Genomic DNA, 15,110 nt, shown 5'->3' on the forward strand with positions numbered 1-15,110 from the left:
GATGTCAGCTGTGGTTACGCCCGCCGGGCGATGGTCGCCAGTCGAAGTAGCGGCGCAGCGTGCGGTTCCAGCGGTTCGCCGGCAGTGCCGGGTCGAGTACGGCGAGCCCGACGCAGTACTTGCTGATCCGCGCCGGGCGGATCCCCTGGCGCCAGAGCAGCCGGTCGACCATGGTCGGCGGGCCGGCCGACTTCGACTCGACGACGACGTGGCCGCATAGCCCGGTCCGACCGCCGGTCGGGTCGGCGCAGATCAGGTCGGCGTCGATGGTGAGGCGGGCCCCTTCGGCCGGGTCGACCAGGGTGCTGCGCAGGTAGGTGGTGGTCAGCGCCGGGGTAAGTTCGCGTCCGGCGTCGGGCAGCGCCACCCGGCCGGCGACGAAGGCGAGTCCGTCGGAGTTCAGCCGGTTCCGGTCGCCGATCGGGTAGTCGAGGCGGTCCTTCACCGTCTGGTCACGCCCGCCGACGGTCTTGACCTCCAACGCGCACTGTCCGGAGTCCAGGTAGGAGCGGGTGCGGATCTTGAACCGGCGGCGCCTGCCCCGGGCCGCCTGCTGGTAGGCGAGCAGCTCGGCGGTGTCGAAGTAGACCGACTCGTAGCGGAACGCGCGCCGACCGTCGATGTCCAGCACCAGCAGGCCATCGGCTGCGGTGAGCAGCGGCGACACCTGGTCGGCCCGCAGCAGATACTTGCGGTCGGTCCGGGTCTGCAGTTCGGCGGCGGCGAGCACGTCGGCCAGGCTGATCGGCGGCAGTTCCGTGAGCGGGTCTCGCCCGCTCCGGTCGGCGCGCAGGCCGGCACCGACGATGGCCGTACCTGCGCGGGTCATCGCGCGGGCCCGGCGGCGGCGACGGATGGGACCGAGGCGGCGACACCGCCGGGCGCGGGGTCCGCGACCGGAGCGGCGGTACGCGGCCTGCGCGCCAGCCGGAAGCGGACGTCGACGGTGGTCTGGTCGAGCACCAGGTTGACCTCGGTGACCACGACATGACTGACCTTGGCGGCGAAGAGGTCTTCGATGCGGGCGATCAGCTGGGCCTCGTCGGTGTAGGCCGCGTCCAGGGTGATCAGCTGTTGGCGGTGGCGGCGCAGCAGCCGGGGATGGTCGGCGACGTACATGACCATGAGCAGGATCGTCGCCAGCAGCGGCGCGACCCACCATGCGCCGGGGCGTAGCCCGCAGAGCAGCCCGAGGGCGAGCGCGGCGAAGTAGTAGGCGACCTCTTCCTGGGTGAGCTGGGACGAGCGGAGCCGGATGATCGACAGCACGCCGAACAGACCGAGGCCGAGGCCGATACCGGCGCCGGTGCTGGCCGAGGAGAGCGCGACGGTGACGGCGAGCACACCGACGTTCAGCGCCAGGTACGCGACGAGCATGTCGCGTCGGCGGTGTCGGCGGAAATAGATGCCGTACACGAGCACGATGGCCGCCACCAGATCGAACAGCAGGATCAATGCGACACCAACGTTCATATTCTGTTCCCCTCTCCGTAACCTTCCGAGCAATTCGAGAGTAGCGATCAGGAAGACGGGACAACGATTTGCAGGAAGAAGGAATCCGATTACCGCCATGAATGATATTCGATGCATGAATAGCAGCTCGCCAGTAAAGCAAACTCCGCCGATGTTGCCCATTTTGCGCCTGACTTGCCCGGGTAAACAGCGATTCATGATGTTTTGCCCGCTGCCGCGTCGGGCTGCTTACCGCCGCGAAACACCGCGGAAGCACGACGCCCCTACGTTCCGTCCATGGATCCGGCGTTGGATACAAGACTGGACACACCTCCGCGAGCACAGGCCGGTGAGCACGCCTACACCGAGCTGAAGCGGCGGCTGCTGGTCGGCGACTTCCCGCTGCGGATCCGGCTCGGCGAGGAGCGGCTGGCCACCCTGCTGTCGGTGTCGCGTACCCCGGTCCGCCAGGCCCTGGCCCGGTTGCACGCCGAACGGCTCGTCGAACGCCTGCCGGACGGCGGTTACGTGCCGGCGGCGTCCAACCTGGTCGAGGTCCGGCAGCTGTACGAGGTACGCCGCGCCCTGGAGCTGGCGGCGCTGCACCGGCCGGCCGAGACCGGCGAGCCGCACGATCTGTCCGTCGTCGAGCCGCTGCGGGACGACTGGCTGGTGCTGCGCCGCGACACCCCGGACCCGGATCCCGGGTTCGTGCTGCTCGACGAGAGCTTCCACGTCCGGCTGGCCGAGTCCGCCGGCAACAACGCCCTCGCCGGGATGCTCGGCGTGGTCAACGAACGCATCCGGGTGGTCCGGATGCACGACTTCCTCTCCGCCGAACGGATCGACCGGACGATCACGCAGCACCTCGGCATCCTGGAGGCCGTCCTCGGTGGCGACCTCGACACCGCACACCGGAGGTTCACGATGCATCTGGGGGAATCCGTCGCCGTCGTCGAGCAACGGGCCGCGCAGGCCCTGACCCGGATGATGGCCGTCGAGACAAGGCCGCTGCAATGACCGCCGTGGCCACGCCGGTGGACAACGCCACCGCGCTGCTTTCGGTCCGCGACCTGACCTGCCGGTTCGGCGCGGTCGTCGCCAACGACGGCGTCGACTTCGACGTCGCGCCCGGCGAGGTGCACGCCGTACTCGGCGAGAACGGCGCCGGCAAGAGCACACTGATGAAACTGATCTACGGCGTGTACCGGCCGGACGCCGGTGAGCTGCGGGTGGACGGCGTACCGGCGACGATCGACTCGCCGGCGACGGCCCGCGCAGCCGGGATCGGCATGGTCTTCCAGGACCTGCGGCTGATCCCGGCGTTCACCGTCACCGAGAACATCGCCCTGGCCCTGCCCGGTCGCGGGCTGCGGTTCCAGCGGCGGGCACTGTCCGCGCGGATCGCCGAGCAGGCCCGGCGGTACGGCCTGCCGGTGCACCCGGACGCGCTGGTGGCGCACCTGTCCATCGGGGAACGTCAGCGGGTGGAGATCCTCAAGGTGCTGATGGCCGGGGCGCGGCTGTTGATCCTCGACGAGCCGACCAGCGTGCTGGCCCCGCAGGAGGTCGACGCGTTGTTCGCCGCGGTGCGGGCGCTGCGGGCCAACGGACTGTCGATCGTCATCATCACCCACAAACTGGCCGAGGCGCGGGCGATCGCCGACCGGGTGACCGTGCTGCGCGGCGGCCGGGTGGTGCTGCGCAACGCCGACCCGGCCGGGCACACCGACGCGGAGCTGGTCGAGGCGATGGTCGGCCGCTCGGTGCCGGGCCTGGCCAGCCACCGCCAGCCGCCGGGCGCTGACGTCGAGCCGATCGTGCGGCTGCGCGGTGTCGACGTCACCGGGGACCGGGGTGCCCCGGCGCTGCGCGCCATCGACCTGGACCTGCGTCCGGGTGAGCTGGTCGGGGTGGCGGGGGTGGCCGGCAGCGGGCAGCGCGAGCTCTGCGAGGTGATCCTCGGCGAGCGTCGGGTGGCCGCCGGTTCGGTGCACATCGGGGACGTCGTGGTGCACGGCCGGCCCCGGCAGGCCCTCGCCGCCGGGGCGGTCGGGGTGCCGGAGGATCCGCTCACCGACGCGGTGGTGCCCGGGTTGACCGTCACCGAGCACATGGCGTTGGCCGATCTCGGCGCGGTCCGTCGAGGTCTGGGCATCGACTGGCGGGCGGTGGCGGCCGGCGCGGCGCGCCGGGCGGAGCGGGCCGGGCTGCGGATGGCGGCCGGTGACCGGGTGGTGGCCGAGCTGTCCGGCGGCAACGTGCAGCGGGTGCTGCTGACCCGGGCGCTGGGGGTGCCGGCGACGGTGGTGGTGGCCGCGTACCCGAGTCGTGGGCTGGACATCGCGACCACCCGGCGGACCCAGGAGCTGCTGCTGGAGCAGCGCGACGCCGGGGCGGCGGTGCTGGTGGTCTCGGAGGACCTGGACGAGCTGCTGGCGATCAGCGACCGGATCGCGGTGCTGCACAACGGGGAGCTGGCCGGGGTCGTGGCTCCGGCGAGCACCGACCGGTACGCGATCGGCCAGCTGATGCTGGGCGGCAACCACGCCGAAGCGGCTGGTAGGAGTGACCTGAGGTGACCGACACGTTGGTACGCCCTGCCCCCGAACAGGCAAAAACTGTCGACAATCGAGCAAAACTGTGGCTGCGGGTCGTCGTCGCCGTACTCGCCGCTCCGGTGATCTTCGGCGCCTTCGCCGCCGCCAAGGGCGTGGACCCGGTCGCCATGTACGCCGACATGGTGAGGTCGCTGGTCGACCCGGCCCAGGCGCAGACCGTACTGGTGCGGGCCTCGGTGCTGGTGCTGGCCGCGCTCGCCGTCGCCGTACCGGCACGGGCCGGCCTGCTCAACGTCGGCGGCGAGGGCCAGATCGTGATCGGCGCGGTCTGCGCCGCCGGCGTCGGCCTGGTCGCCGACCAACGACTACCCGGCCCGCTGGTGCTCGCCCTGATGATCGTCGCGGCGATGGTCGGCGGCGCGGCGTGGGCCGGCATCGCCGCCGGCCTGCGGCTCGCCGTCAAGGTCAACGAGGCGATCACCACGCTGCTGATGAACTTCATCGCCATCGACATCATGCTGCTGCTGATCTACGACCCGTGGAAGGACGCCTCCGGCTTCGGCCAACCCGCCAGCCGACCCCTGGAAGACACCGCCCGGCTGCCACTGTTCGTGCCCGGCGGCACCCTCAACACCGGCATCGTCGTCGCCGGGATCGCGCTGGTCGCCATCTGGTGGCTGATGTCGCGTACCGGCTGGGGATTCCGGCTGCGGGTCGTCGGCGGCAACCCGGAAGCGGCCCGCCGCGCCGGCCTGCGGGTCGGCACCCTGCTGGTCACCTCGATGCTCGTCGGCGGCGCGCTCGCCGGCCTGGCCGGGCTGGTCCACTTCGCCGGTACGGAGTTCAAGCTGCGCCCCGGCATGACCGCCAACTTCGGCTACGTCGGTTTCCTGGCCAGCTGGCTGGCGTTGCACCGGCCGCTGCGGGTCGCGTCAGCCGCATTGCTGCTGGCCGCGATCGCGATGGCCGGCGACAGCCTGCAGATCGACGCCAACCTGCCGGCCGCCTCGGTCAACGTGCTGATGGCCATGGTGCTGCTGGTCGTGCTCGGCTTCACCCGAAGGAGCAAGAAGTGATCGTCGACGTCCTCACCGGCGGGGTGCGCGGCGGCACCGCCATCCTCTACGCCGCCCTCGGCGAGACCATCGCCGAACGCGCCGGGGTGATCAACCTCGGCACCGAGGGAAGCATGCTCACCGGCGCGCTCGCCGCGTACGCCGTCACCGCCGAGACCGGCAGCCCGTGGGCCGGGGTGGTGGCCGGGGCCGCCGCTGGCGGCCTGCTCGCCCTGGTCCACGCCGTGATGGTCCTCGGCCGGGCCGCCAACCAGCTGGCCACCGGTCTCGTCGTGCTCTTCCTCGGCCTCGGGCTGACCTCGATGTTCGGGGCCGCGTACGTGGGCCGGGCGATCAGCCCGTTCCAGCCGTACCCGGTGCCGCTGCTCGCCGACATTCCGTGGCTGGGGCCGATCTTCTTCCAGCACGACCCGCTCGTGTACGGCTCCTACCTGCTCGCCCCGGCGATCTGGTGGCTGCTGTACCGCAGCCGGGTCGGGCTGACCATCCGGGGAGCCGGCGAACGCGGCGAGGTGCTCACCGCGTACGGGCACTCGCCGCAGCTGGTGCGGTACCTGGCCGTGGTGACCGGTGGGCTGCTCGCCGGGGTCGGCGGCGCGCATCTGTCCACCGCGTACGCCAACGCCTGGTTCGAGGGGATGACCGCCGGCCGGGGCTTCATCGCCGTCGCCCTGGTCATCTTCGCCGCCTGGCATCCGCTGCGCGCCGTCGGCGGGGCGTACCTGTTCGGTGCCGCCCTTGCCCTCTCCCCCGCGCTGCAGGCCCGTGGCCTGGGCTTCAACCAGTTCGCCCTGGACGCACTGCCGTACCTGGTGACCATCGCCGCGCTGGTGCTGCTCGGCCGCCGCCGCAGCAACGCCGCGCCGGAAGGACTGTCCCGGGTCTTCGAGTTGACCCCCGCCAAATAGATCACCGGAGGAACCCCAGATGAGTATCCGAGGACTGTCCCGTCGCAGCGCGCTGGCCGCCACGGCCGCCAGCACGCTGGCAGCCGTACTGCTGGCCGGCTGCGCCACCAACACCACCACCGCCGCGTCGACCGGGGACGCCGCCGAGGCACCCGGCACCGGCGGCACCGCGATCGGTTTCATCTTCGTCGGACCCAAGGACGACTACGGCTACAACCAGGCCGCGTACGCCGGCAGCCAGGCCGTCGCCGCCGCGTACCCGGATCTGGAGGTGCTGACCGCCGAGAATGTGCCGGAGGACGACAACGCCACCCGGGTGATGGAGAGCATGATCCGCAAGGGCGCGAAGATCATTTTCGCCACCTCGTACGGCCACAAGGACCCGGCGCTCAAGGTCGCCGCCGCCAACCCCGACGTGGTGGTGCTGCAGCAGGGCAACATCGTCGACGGCGACGTGCCACCGAACTTCGGCACCTACTTCGGCACCGTCTACGAGCCGGTCTACCTGGCCGGCATCGTCGCCGGAAAGACCACGAAGACCAACAAACTGGGGTACGTGTACGCGTTCCCCATCTCGCAGACGCTGGACAACATCAACGCGTTCCAGCTCGGTGCCGCCTCGGTCAACCCCGACGTCAAGACCTACGTGGTGAACACCTCCAGCTGGTGCGACCCGGCCAAGCAGGCCGAGGCCACCAGCAGCCTGCTCTCCCAGGGCGTCGACGTGATCAGCCAGCACCAGGACTGCACCGCCACCATCATCCGCACCACCGAGGCGGCCGGCGCCTACACCGTCGGCTACCACGCCGACGCCAGCGAACTCGCCCCGACCGGCTGGCTCACCGGCTCCGAATGGGACTGGGGACCGCTGTACACCAAGATGGTGCGCACCGTCCTGGACGGTGAGTTCACCGGCAGCGAGTACAACGCCAACTTCCGGGTCGGGCTCAAGACCGGCGACAACCCGTTCGTGCAGTCGGCGTACGGTCCGGCGGTCGACGACGCGACCAAGGACCTCGTCGAACAGGCCAAGGCCAAGATCAGCGCCGAGGACGGCTCGCCGTTCGCCGGGCCGGTCGTCGACCAGGCAGGCACCGTACGGGTACCCGCCGACACCATCCCCGACTACCAGACGATCGAGTCGATCGACTACTTCGTCGACGGCGTCGTCGGCCAGATCCCGTCGTCCTGACCGACCCGCCCGGGGTACGGCCGGTGTGCGCGCCCCACCGCGCGCCCGGTCCCGCATCGGCCGTACCCCCGGCGCCACCGGAGGTATCCCCCGTGACATCGACCGCACCGGACGACGTGACCGCCGCGACCCGCACCGCGCGATCGGCCGCCGCCACCCCCACCGCGATCCTGGCCGCCGCGACCCGCGCCGCGCACCTGGCCGCCGACCCTGCCCAGCCGATCTGGATCACCCTGCTCGACCCGGCCGAGGTCGACGACGCTGCCGCCCGCGTCGACCCGGACGCCCCGCTGGCCGGCACCGCCGTCGCCGTGAAGGACAACCTCGACCTGGCCGGGCACCCCACCACCGCCGGCTGCCCGGCCCTGGCCGACCGGCCGCCGGCAGCCACGTCGGCCGCAGCGGTACGCCGGCTGACCGACGCCGGCGCCGTGGCCATCGGCAAGACCAACCTGGACCAGTTCGCCACCGGGCTGGTCGGCACCCGCAGCCCGTACGGCGCCTGCCACAGCGTCGCCAGCGCCGCACACGTCAGCGGCGGCAGCAGCTCCGGCAGCGCCCTCGCCGTCGCCACCGGACTGGTGCCGCTGGCGCTGGGCACCGACACCGCCGGGTCCGGCCGGGTACCGGCCGCCTTCAACGGCATCGTCGGAGTCAAACCGACCCGGGGGCTGGTCTCCACCGTCGGCGTGCTGCCCGCCTGCGCCGGACTGGACTGTGTCACCACCTTCACCCGTACCGTCGCCGAGGCCCGACCGGCGCTGGCCGCGCTGACCTGGGCCGATCCCGACGACCCGTGGTCCCGGCCGGTGCCGACCCAGCCGCCGCCGGGGGTCGCCGACCGGATGCGGGTGGTCGCGGTCCCGGACCGGCCGCTGGACCTCGACCCGGTGCACGAGACCGCCTGGCGGGCGGCGCTGCGGCGGCTGCGTACCGTCGCCGCGCATGTGGTCGAGGTCGACGTCACCGCGTTCCTGGCCGCCGCCCGGCTGCTCTACGACGGGCCGTGGCTGGCCGCCCGCTGGGCCGCGTTCGGGCACCTGCTGGAGCCGGACGGCCCGCACCTCGACCCGACGGTACGGACCATCGTCTCGCGGGGCCGCGACATCGCCGGGCCGGACGTCTTCGCCGGGCTGGACCGGCTCGCGGCGCTGCGCCGCCGCACCGAGGGCGTCTGGTCCGACGTGGACGCGCTGCTGCTGCCGGTCACCCCCGGCCACCCGACCCTGGCCGAGGTCGCCGCCGACCCGGTCGGCGTCAACGCCCGGCTGGGCCGGTTCACCAACTTCGTCAACCTGCTCGACCTGTGTGCGGTCGCCGTACCGGCCGGGGCCCGCACCGACGGGCTGCCGTTCGGTGTCCAGTTCGTCGCCCCGGCCTTCGCCGACGCGCCGCTGCTCGACCTGGCCGCGCTCTGGTGCGGTGAGTCGGTGACCACCCCGGCCGACGAGCCGACCGGGACGACCACCGTGGCGGTGGCCGGCGCGCACCTGACCGGGCTGCCGCTGAACCCGCAGCTGGTCGAGCTGGGCGGGCGGCTGGCCTACCGGGCCCGGACCGCCCCCGGTTACCGGCTCTACCGGCTCGTCGGGCCGGGGCTGCCCCGCCCCGGGCTGGTCCGCACCGGTGACGGACCGGCCGGCGGGATCGCCGTCGAGGTGTGGCGGCTGCCGCACCAGGCGGTCGGCGCGCTGCTCGGCACCGTACCGCCGCCGCTCGGACTCGGCTCGGTCGAACTCGATGACGGCAGCCGGGTCACCGGTTTCCTCGCCGAGGAGCACGGCGTACGGGACGCGGTCGACGTCACCGCCGCCGGTGGCTGGCGGGCCGCCCTCAGGCCAGTCGACGCAGGATCTCCTTGACCAGCGGGCCGAGCCGGGCGGCGGCACCATGACCCGGGTCCCAGGTGCAGGCGACGCCGACGGCGGCCACCCGCCCGGTGTCCAGCACGGCGGTCACCGCGTCGGCGACCTCGGCCAACTGCGGGCCGCCCGGTGCCGGGAAGCGCAGCCCGGGCAGCTCGACCGGGTCGACGACGTCGGCGTCCAAATGCAGGTAGATCGGCCGGTCCGGCAGCTGGCCGACCGCGTCGGCGACGTCACCGACCGGCCGGTGCCGGATCGCCGACCGCCGCAGCTGGTCGGCCTCCGGCGGGTCGAGGTCCCGGCCGTCGGCGAGCACGACGTCGGCCTCGGCGACCGGCCGCAGGTCCAGCGCCGTCGCGATCAGGTCGCGGCGATGGCCGGTCAGCAGCCGCAGCGGCATCCCACCCAGGTAGCCGCTGCTGGTCGTCTCCGGGGACTGCAGGTCGCCGTGGGCATCGAACCAGACCACCATCGGGTCGACGCCGGCACGTTGCAGACCGGCCACCACCCCGAGGGCGGTGGTGCAGTCGCCGGAGAGGACCAGTGGCCGGTGCCCGGCGGACACCGTACCGGCGACGGTCACCGCGACCGCCCCGTACAGCCAGGCCATCCGCGCCCACCGGGTGCCGTCGGGCAGCGACGGCATCACGGTCGTCTCCGCCGACCCCGGCACGTCCAGCTCGGGCAGGTACTCATCGAGATGGTAGGGCACCAGGATGCTCGTCACCCGGCAGAGACTACCGTGGACACCGCCTCTCCACAGGGGACCTGATCGGTCAGGATGCCGGTGCCAGCCCGGTCCCGAGCATCGCTTCGGCCCGTTTCACCAGGTAGTACCAGGCGGTTTCGCTGTGCTCGGTCACCTCACCGATCGGCATCTCGGGGTTGTCGAACGGCTGGGTCTGCAACTTGAGCAGATAGCCGGTACGCGGGTCGAAGCCCCACCAGATGCTGCCGGCCGCCTGGTAGTCAGGGGTCTGTTCCACCGCGTTCCAGACCAGGGTGACCGCCGGATAGTCCTTGGCGGTCACCACCGGACCGTATTCGGTGTAGTCGGCGGCGGTGCGCTCGGCGCGGCACTGGACGGAACCCAACTGCCGCAGATACTCCTCGACGGCGGCCCGCTGCCCGGCCGGGACGTGCGACACCTGCACCTGGGCGCTGATCAGGTCGCTGGCCCCGCCGAGGTACAGGTAGCCGACACCGTGCGGGGTCGAGCTCCAGTCCAGTTGCCACTCCGGGTCCCCCGGGCAGCCGCGGAACGGGCCGAACGGGGCGAACTGGCTCTCCTGCGTCACCACGAAGTCGGTCGGTCCGGTGCCGGCCCGGTAGTTGCCGTCACCCGGTCTCGGCACCACCTCGTGCAGCCGGTCCAGCGGCGGATCGGTGACGGTCAGCCGCGCCGACCGGCGGCCGCTGTCGCCGGTGAAGCTCTGCCGGGCCAGCTCCACCGTCCCGGAGAGCAGCTCCCGGATCGCCCCGGCGTTACGCCAGACGGCCAGCACCGCGTCGAACCGGCGCTTGACCAGGCCGCCCAGGCTGTTGCTGATCGCGTTGAAGATCCCTTCGACGTACGTTTCCGCCGGCTTCTCCATGAATTTCAGCACGAAGTCGACGATCTGCTCGGCACACCGCACCACGCCTTCGTAGTAGGCGTTCGCGGCGGACAGCACCCAGCCGGTGATGTCGTTGCCGGTCGGGTTGCCGATGATCCGGCCAAGTTTGATGCTCTCGGTGAGGATGCACTCGGCGGTCTGCAGGTACTTCTCGGACTGCCGCCACATCTGCAGCGCCCTGCTGTCCGGGCTCAACGGCAGCAGCAGCTGCAGTAGTAGACCGGAGGCGTCCAGCAGGACGTGGCCGTAGTCCAGTCGGGCGCTGAGGGTGATCGTGCCGGACTCGGGCAGCTTCGCCGGGTCGAGCCGGAAGGTGACCCGGGTGCCGGAGCTGAGCACCACGGCGGTGTCGCCCATCAGCGTCCGGACGTCCTCGATCAACGCGGTGTAGATGTTGTCCCGCCCGGTCGGGCCGGTGCCCGAGTCGGGGGCCGTCTCGACGGTGAGCGCTGGCGGGAACTCCAGCAGCAGCGGGTAGCCGACGGTGTTGCCGATACTGAACTGGTAGGTGCCGTCGCGGTCGGGGTGGAAGGTCGCGCAGGTCTCCAGCCCGGGGACGAAGTTGTCCAGCTCGACCCGGACCGGCAGGGCCTGGTATCGGCACTCCAACGGCGGCGGTACGGACAGGATGCCGGCGATTCCGGCGACGTACCGGTTGGCGTTGATCTCGCGTTGCAGCGCCAGGGCCGCCTGCGCGGCGGTCTCCTCCTCGTCCCAGGCGGCGAGCACCCAGTGGGAGAAGTGCCGGGTCTGGGTGGTGATCGTGCCGGCGTCGGCGTCGATGTCGCCGCCGAGCGGCAGCCACTGCCCCCAGTCGTCGACGTAGACGGCGATGAACATGTCGTCGACCGGGGCGTCCGCCGGATAGTCGAAGGTGATGGTGGCCGGCCCGGTCAGCTCGCCGCCGTCGAGTTCGACGCTGGCCACCTCACCGAGCGGGGTGATCATGCTCGGCTCCGGGAAGCCCGGAGCGTCGTCGGCGACACCGACCCGCAGGCTGGCGCCACGGCCGTCGACCGACGAGCCGTCCACCCGGACGGTCACCCCGGCCGCCGGGTCGCTCGCGGTCAGTGGCTCGCCGGGGCGGTTCAGCACCACCAGGGTGATGGTGACGGCCACGGCGAGGACGGTGACCACGGCGGCCACGACTGTCACGAGACTGCGACGACTCATGATCACGCAGTCTCACCAACCGACGGCGGCCGGAACAACCACCCCCGGGGCCGGCTTGTCCCGCCGACCGGCCAGGTCGGCGGGACTATCGTCACCGCGCGGCGATCATCCGGGTCGCCCGGTCAGCCCTTGGTCGCACCAGCTCAGCCCTTGGTGGCACCGGCGGTGAGGCCGCCGATCAGCTGGCGCTCGGCGATCGAGTAGAAGGCCAGCGCCGGGACCATCGCCAGCACGACGTACGCCAGCACCTTGGCGCTGTCGTCGGCGTACTGGCCCTGGAACTCCTGCACGCCCACCGGGATGGTCCACCAGTTCGGGTCGTTGAACACCACCAGCGGGAGCATGAAGTTGTTCCAGCTGGCCACGATGGCGAGCACCGACACGGTGGCGATCGCCGGCCGGGCCATCGGCAGCAGGATCCGCCAGAAGAAGCCGAACGGCGTACAGCCGTCGAGGATCGCCGACTCCTCCAGCTCCCCCGGTATCGCCCGGAAGAACGACCGCAGGATGATGATCGTCACCGGCAGGCCGAACGCGGCCTGGGGCAGGATCACCCCGAGCGGGTTGTCCAGCAGACCCATGGTGCGCAGCAGGATGAACAGCGGCAGGATGGCGACCGCGAACGGGAACATCAGCCCGATCGTGAAGAACAGGAACAGCAGTTCCCGCCCCCGGAACGCGTACCGGGCGAAGACGAACGACGCCAGCGCCGCCACCCCGACCACGATCACCGCGGTGGCCAGCGCGATCAGCGTGCTGTTGAACAGCTGCCGCCAGAACGATCCGGAGCCGAGGATCTCGAGGTAGTTCTCCGGTATCCACGGCGACGGCAGACCGAACGGGCTGTTCGACAGCTGGCGGTTGTCCTTGAACCCGCCGAGCAGCGCGAAGACGATCGGGACCACGATGATCAGCCCGACGATGATCGAGACGGTGTGCAACGACAGGGACCGGGCCGGGCCGAGCAGCCGCGACACCCGGTCGCCACCCCGGGCTGCCCGCTGCGGCCGGGGCCGTGCGGTACGGGTCGGGGCGCTCATCGCTGATCCCCCATGGTGGTCATCGCTCCTTCGAGGTCGCGGCGCAGGATGAAGCGTTGGTACAGCACCGCGAAGATCAGGCTGATCAGGAACATCGCGATGCTGATCGCACTGGCGTAGCCCACCTCGAAGCGCCGGAACCCGTACTGGAACATGGTCACCGCCATGGTCTCGGACGCGTTCAGCGGACCACCGCCGGTGAGCACCCAGACCAGGTCGAACAGCTGGATGCTGCCGATCACGGCCAGGAACATCGAGATCCGGATGGTCGGGGCCAGCAGCGGCAGCGTGACGTGCCGGAAGATCTGCCAGCCGCCGGCGCCGTCGGTCGCCGCCGCCTCGTGCAGTTCCCGCGGGATGTTCTGTCGGCCGGCGAGCAGCAGGATCATGTGGAAGCCGAAGTACTTCCAGGTCATCACCAGGAACACCGAGTACAGCACGGTCGACGGGTCGGACAGCCAGGTCGAGCTCAGGCTCTCCAGCCCGACCAGGGCCAGCACGTGGTTGGCCAGGCCCCGGTTCTGGCTGAAGACCATGTCGAACAGGACCGCGGTGATGACCTCGGACAGCACGTACGGGGCGAAGAACAGCACCCGGTAGACCGCCCGGCCGCGCAGCTTCTGGTTCAGCAGCAGGGCCAGCCCCAACGCGAGCGGCAGCTGTACGGTGACCGACAGCACCACCAGCAGGGCCCCGCGTCGCAGGTCGCCGATGAAGACCGGGTCGTCGAGCAGCCGGACGAAGTTGTCCAGGCCGATGAAGTCGGTCGGTAGGCCGCCGAACCCGTTCCAGCGGAACAGACTGGTGTACGCCGCGACCAGGATCGGGGCGACGACCAGCACGCCGAACAGCACCAGCGCCGGCAGCAGGAACAGGCCGATGGTGATCCGGTCGCTGATCCGGCGGCGTCTCAGGTTGCGGTCCATCGTCGCCGGTCAGCGCTGAGCGACGACGGTGACGGCCTCGGCGACCTGCTCCGGGGTCATCTGCCCGGCGATCAGTTCGGCGACCCGGTCGTTGACCTCCTGGCCGACCGCCGGGGCGTACGCCTGGTCCAGGTAGAGCTGGAAGTTGCTGGCGTTGGCCAGGGTCTCGGCGACGGCGGCGAGGTTGGGGTCCTCGATCGCGTCCTCGGCGCCGATGGTGACCGGCAGGAACGCGCCGGTGGCGGCGGCCCGGCGCTGCTTGTCCACCTGACTGATGAACTCCAGGAACCGGATCGCGTCCGGCGAGGCGTCGCGGCCGATGGCGAACCCGCCGCCGCCGCCGAACGCGTCGGAGGCCGATCCCTGACCGCCGTCGACCGCCGGGAACGGGAAGAAGCCGAGGTCGGTGCCGATCCCGCCCTCGACGCCGGACGCCTCCTCCTGGACGGCCGGGGCCCACTGGCCCATCAGCTCCATCGCCGCGTCCCCGTTGCCCATCGCGGCGGCCTGGCCGTCGGGCTCACCGTACGACGCGCCGAGGAAGCCTTCCTGGAACGGTTCGAGGGCGACCAGCTCGGCCAGCCGTTCGCCGGCGCCGATGAACGCCGGGGTGGTGAAGTTGTTGTCCTCGGCCGCCCGGCTCAGCGCCTCGATGCCGCCGATGCGCATCGCCAGGTAGGCCCAGTAGTAGTGGCCGGGCCACTTCTCGCCGCCGGCCAGCGCGATCGGTGTGATCCCGGCGGCCTTGAGCCGGCCGACGACCTCGAGGTACTCGGCCCAGGTCTGTGGCGGTGCGGTGATGCCGGCGTCGGCGAAGAGCGCCTTGTTGTACCAGAAGCCGACCATGCCGATGTCGAACGGGACGCCGTACAGCCGTCCGTCGATCTCGTACGGCAGCGTCGAGGCCGGCTGCAGGATGTCCCGCCAGGGGGCGACCGCGTCGGTGATGTCCTGGCACAGCCCGGCCTCGACCTGCTGCCGGAGCACGCCACCGCCCCAGGTGTGGTAGATGTCCGGCGGGTCGCCGGCCTGGGTGACCGTGGTCAGCCGGGCCTTGAACGCCTCGTTCTCCAGCGGGGTGATGGTGATGCCGACGCCTTCGTTCTGCGCCTGGAACTCCTCGGCGAACGCCGCCCAGACGGGCAGCATCGGGTCGGTGTTCTGGATGTGCCACCACTCGATGCCGGCACTGTCGCTTCCGGAGTCGCCGCACCCGCCGAGCGCGACCGCGCCGGCTCCGAGGCCGGCGAGGCTCAGCAGCGTACGGCGGGAAAGGTGGATCGGTGTCGCCATGTGCCGTC

The 15,110-nt window shown here is 71.4% G+C and carries 13 protein-coding genes; 6 read left to right on the forward strand and 7 right to left on the reverse strand.

Annotated features, from left to right (window positions below; translation table 11 throughout):
• Positions 1-4: 4 nt before the first annotated feature.
• Positions 5-829 carry a polyphosphate polymerase domain-containing protein gene (locus ACN27J_RS12570; RefSeq protein ID WP_421366209.1) on the reverse strand — a complete coding sequence of 275 codons (825 nt, stop codon included), beginning with the start codon at positions 827-829 and terminating at the stop codon, positions 5-7.
• Positions 826-1,473, reverse strand: a complete 648-nt coding sequence (locus ACN27J_RS12575) for a DUF4956 domain-containing protein (RefSeq protein ID WP_421366211.1) — start codon at positions 1,471-1,473, stop codon at positions 826-828. Before ACN27J_RS12575 ends, ACN27J_RS12570 begins: the two co-directional genes overlap by 4 nt.
• Positions 1,474-1,761: 288 nt before the next feature.
• Here ACN27J_RS12575 and ACN27J_RS12580 point away from each other — a divergent pair, with 288 nt between their 5' ends.
• The 6 genes from ACN27J_RS12580 (at position 1,762) to atzF (ending at position 9,051) form a co-directional block, all read left to right on the forward strand.
• Positions 1,762-2,472, forward strand: a complete 711-nt coding sequence (locus ACN27J_RS12580) for a GntR family transcriptional regulator (protein ID WP_421366213.1) — start codon at positions 1,762-1,764, stop codon at positions 2,470-2,472.
• Positions 2,469-4,034 carry an ABC transporter ATP-binding protein gene (locus ACN27J_RS12585; protein WP_421366215.1) on the forward strand — a complete coding sequence of 522 codons (1,566 nt, stop codon included), beginning with the start codon at positions 2,469-2,471 and terminating at the stop codon, positions 4,032-4,034. Before ACN27J_RS12580 ends, ACN27J_RS12585 begins: the two co-directional genes overlap by 4 nt.
• A complete protein-coding gene (locus ACN27J_RS12590; RefSeq protein WP_421366218.1) occupies positions 4,031-5,089 on the forward strand; it encodes an ABC transporter permease in 1,059 nt (352 codons plus the stop codon). Before ACN27J_RS12585 ends, ACN27J_RS12590 begins: the two co-directional genes overlap by 4 nt.
• A complete protein-coding gene (locus ACN27J_RS12595) occupies positions 5,086-5,997 on the forward strand; it encodes an ABC transporter permease (RefSeq protein WP_421366220.1) in 912 nt (303 codons plus the stop codon). Before ACN27J_RS12590 ends, ACN27J_RS12595 begins: the two co-directional genes overlap by 4 nt.
• 19 nt (positions 5,998-6,016) lie before the next feature.
• A complete protein-coding gene (locus ACN27J_RS12600) occupies positions 6,017-7,189 on the forward strand; it encodes a BMP family ABC transporter substrate-binding protein (protein WP_421366222.1) in 1,173 nt (390 codons plus the stop codon).
• A gap of 92 nt (positions 7,190-7,281) precedes the next feature.
• A complete protein-coding gene (gene atzF, locus ACN27J_RS12605) occupies positions 7,282-9,051 on the forward strand; it encodes an allophanate hydrolase (protein WP_421366224.1) in 1,770 nt (589 codons plus the stop codon).
• On the opposite strand, the gene ACN27J_RS12610 is transcribed toward atzF, so the two are convergent.
• From ACN27J_RS12610 to ACN27J_RS12630, 5 genes are all read right to left on the reverse strand, one after another.
• Positions 9,023-9,781: an arginase family protein gene (locus tag ACN27J_RS12610; RefSeq protein ID WP_421366227.1), complete on the reverse strand. Its 759-nt coding sequence runs from the start codon at positions 9,779-9,781 to the stop codon at positions 9,023-9,025. The two genes, atzF and ACN27J_RS12610, sit on opposite strands and share 29 nt — an antisense overlap.
• Before the next feature lie 49 nt (positions 9,782-9,830).
• Positions 9,831-11,843, reverse strand: coding sequence for a hypothetical protein (locus tag ACN27J_RS12615; RefSeq protein ID WP_421366229.1), 2,013 nt, complete (start codon positions 11,841-11,843; stop codon positions 9,831-9,833).
• Positions 11,844-11,986: 143 nt separating this feature from the next.
• Positions 11,987-12,883 carry a carbohydrate ABC transporter permease gene (locus ACN27J_RS12620; RefSeq protein WP_278170896.1) on the reverse strand — a complete coding sequence of 299 codons (897 nt, stop codon included), beginning with the start codon at positions 12,881-12,883 and terminating at the stop codon, positions 11,987-11,989.
• Entirely contained in the window at positions 12,880-13,809 is a 930-nt protein-coding gene (locus ACN27J_RS12625) for a carbohydrate ABC transporter permease (protein WP_278170898.1), read from the reverse strand. Before ACN27J_RS12625 ends, ACN27J_RS12620 begins: the two co-directional genes overlap by 4 nt.
• A gap of 9 nt (positions 13,810-13,818) precedes the next feature.
• A complete protein-coding gene (locus ACN27J_RS12630; RefSeq protein ID WP_278170900.1) occupies positions 13,819-15,102 on the reverse strand; it encodes an extracellular solute-binding protein in 1,284 nt (427 codons plus the stop codon).
• Between the last annotated feature and the right edge of the window lie 8 nt (positions 15,103-15,110).

Origin of the sequence: Solwaraspora sp. WMMB762 (genome assembly GCF_049179115.1) — a bacterium.
In the GTDB taxonomy this organism is placed as follows: Bacteria; Actinomycetota; Actinomycetes; order Mycobacteriales; family Micromonosporaceae; genus Micromonospora_E.

Bases quoted from the DNA above. Each gene is read 5' to 3' on its own strand.
- ACN27J_RS12570 (WP_421366209.1), bottom strand. From the start codon at position 829: ATGACCCGCGCAGGTACGGCCATCGTCGGTGCCGGCCTGCGCGCCGAC.
- ACN27J_RS12575 (WP_421366211.1), bottom strand. From the start codon at position 1,473: ATGAACGTTGGTGTCGCATTGATCCTGCTGTTCGATCTGGTGGCGGCC.
- ACN27J_RS12585 (WP_421366215.1), top strand. From the start codon at position 2,469: ATGACCGCCGTGGCCACGCCGGTGGACAACGCCACCGCGCTGCTTTCG.
- ACN27J_RS12600 (WP_421366222.1), top strand. From the start codon at position 6,017: ATGAGTATCCGAGGACTGTCCCGTCGCAGCGCGCTGGCCGCCACGGCC.
- ACN27J_RS12615 (WP_421366229.1), bottom strand. From the start codon at position 11,843: ATGAGTCGTCGCAGTCTCGTGACAGTCGTGGCCGCCGTGGTCACCGTC.
- ACN27J_RS12620 (WP_278170896.1), bottom strand. From the start codon at position 12,883: ATGAGCGCCCCGACCCGTACCGCACGGCCCCGGCCGCAGCGGGCAGCC.
- ACN27J_RS12625 (WP_278170898.1), bottom strand. From the start codon at position 13,809: ATGGACCGCAACCTGAGACGCCGCCGGATCAGCGACCGGATCACCATC.
- ACN27J_RS12630 (WP_278170900.1), bottom strand. From the start codon at position 15,102: ATGGCGACACCGATCCACCTTTCCCGCCGTACGCTGCTGAGCCTCGCC.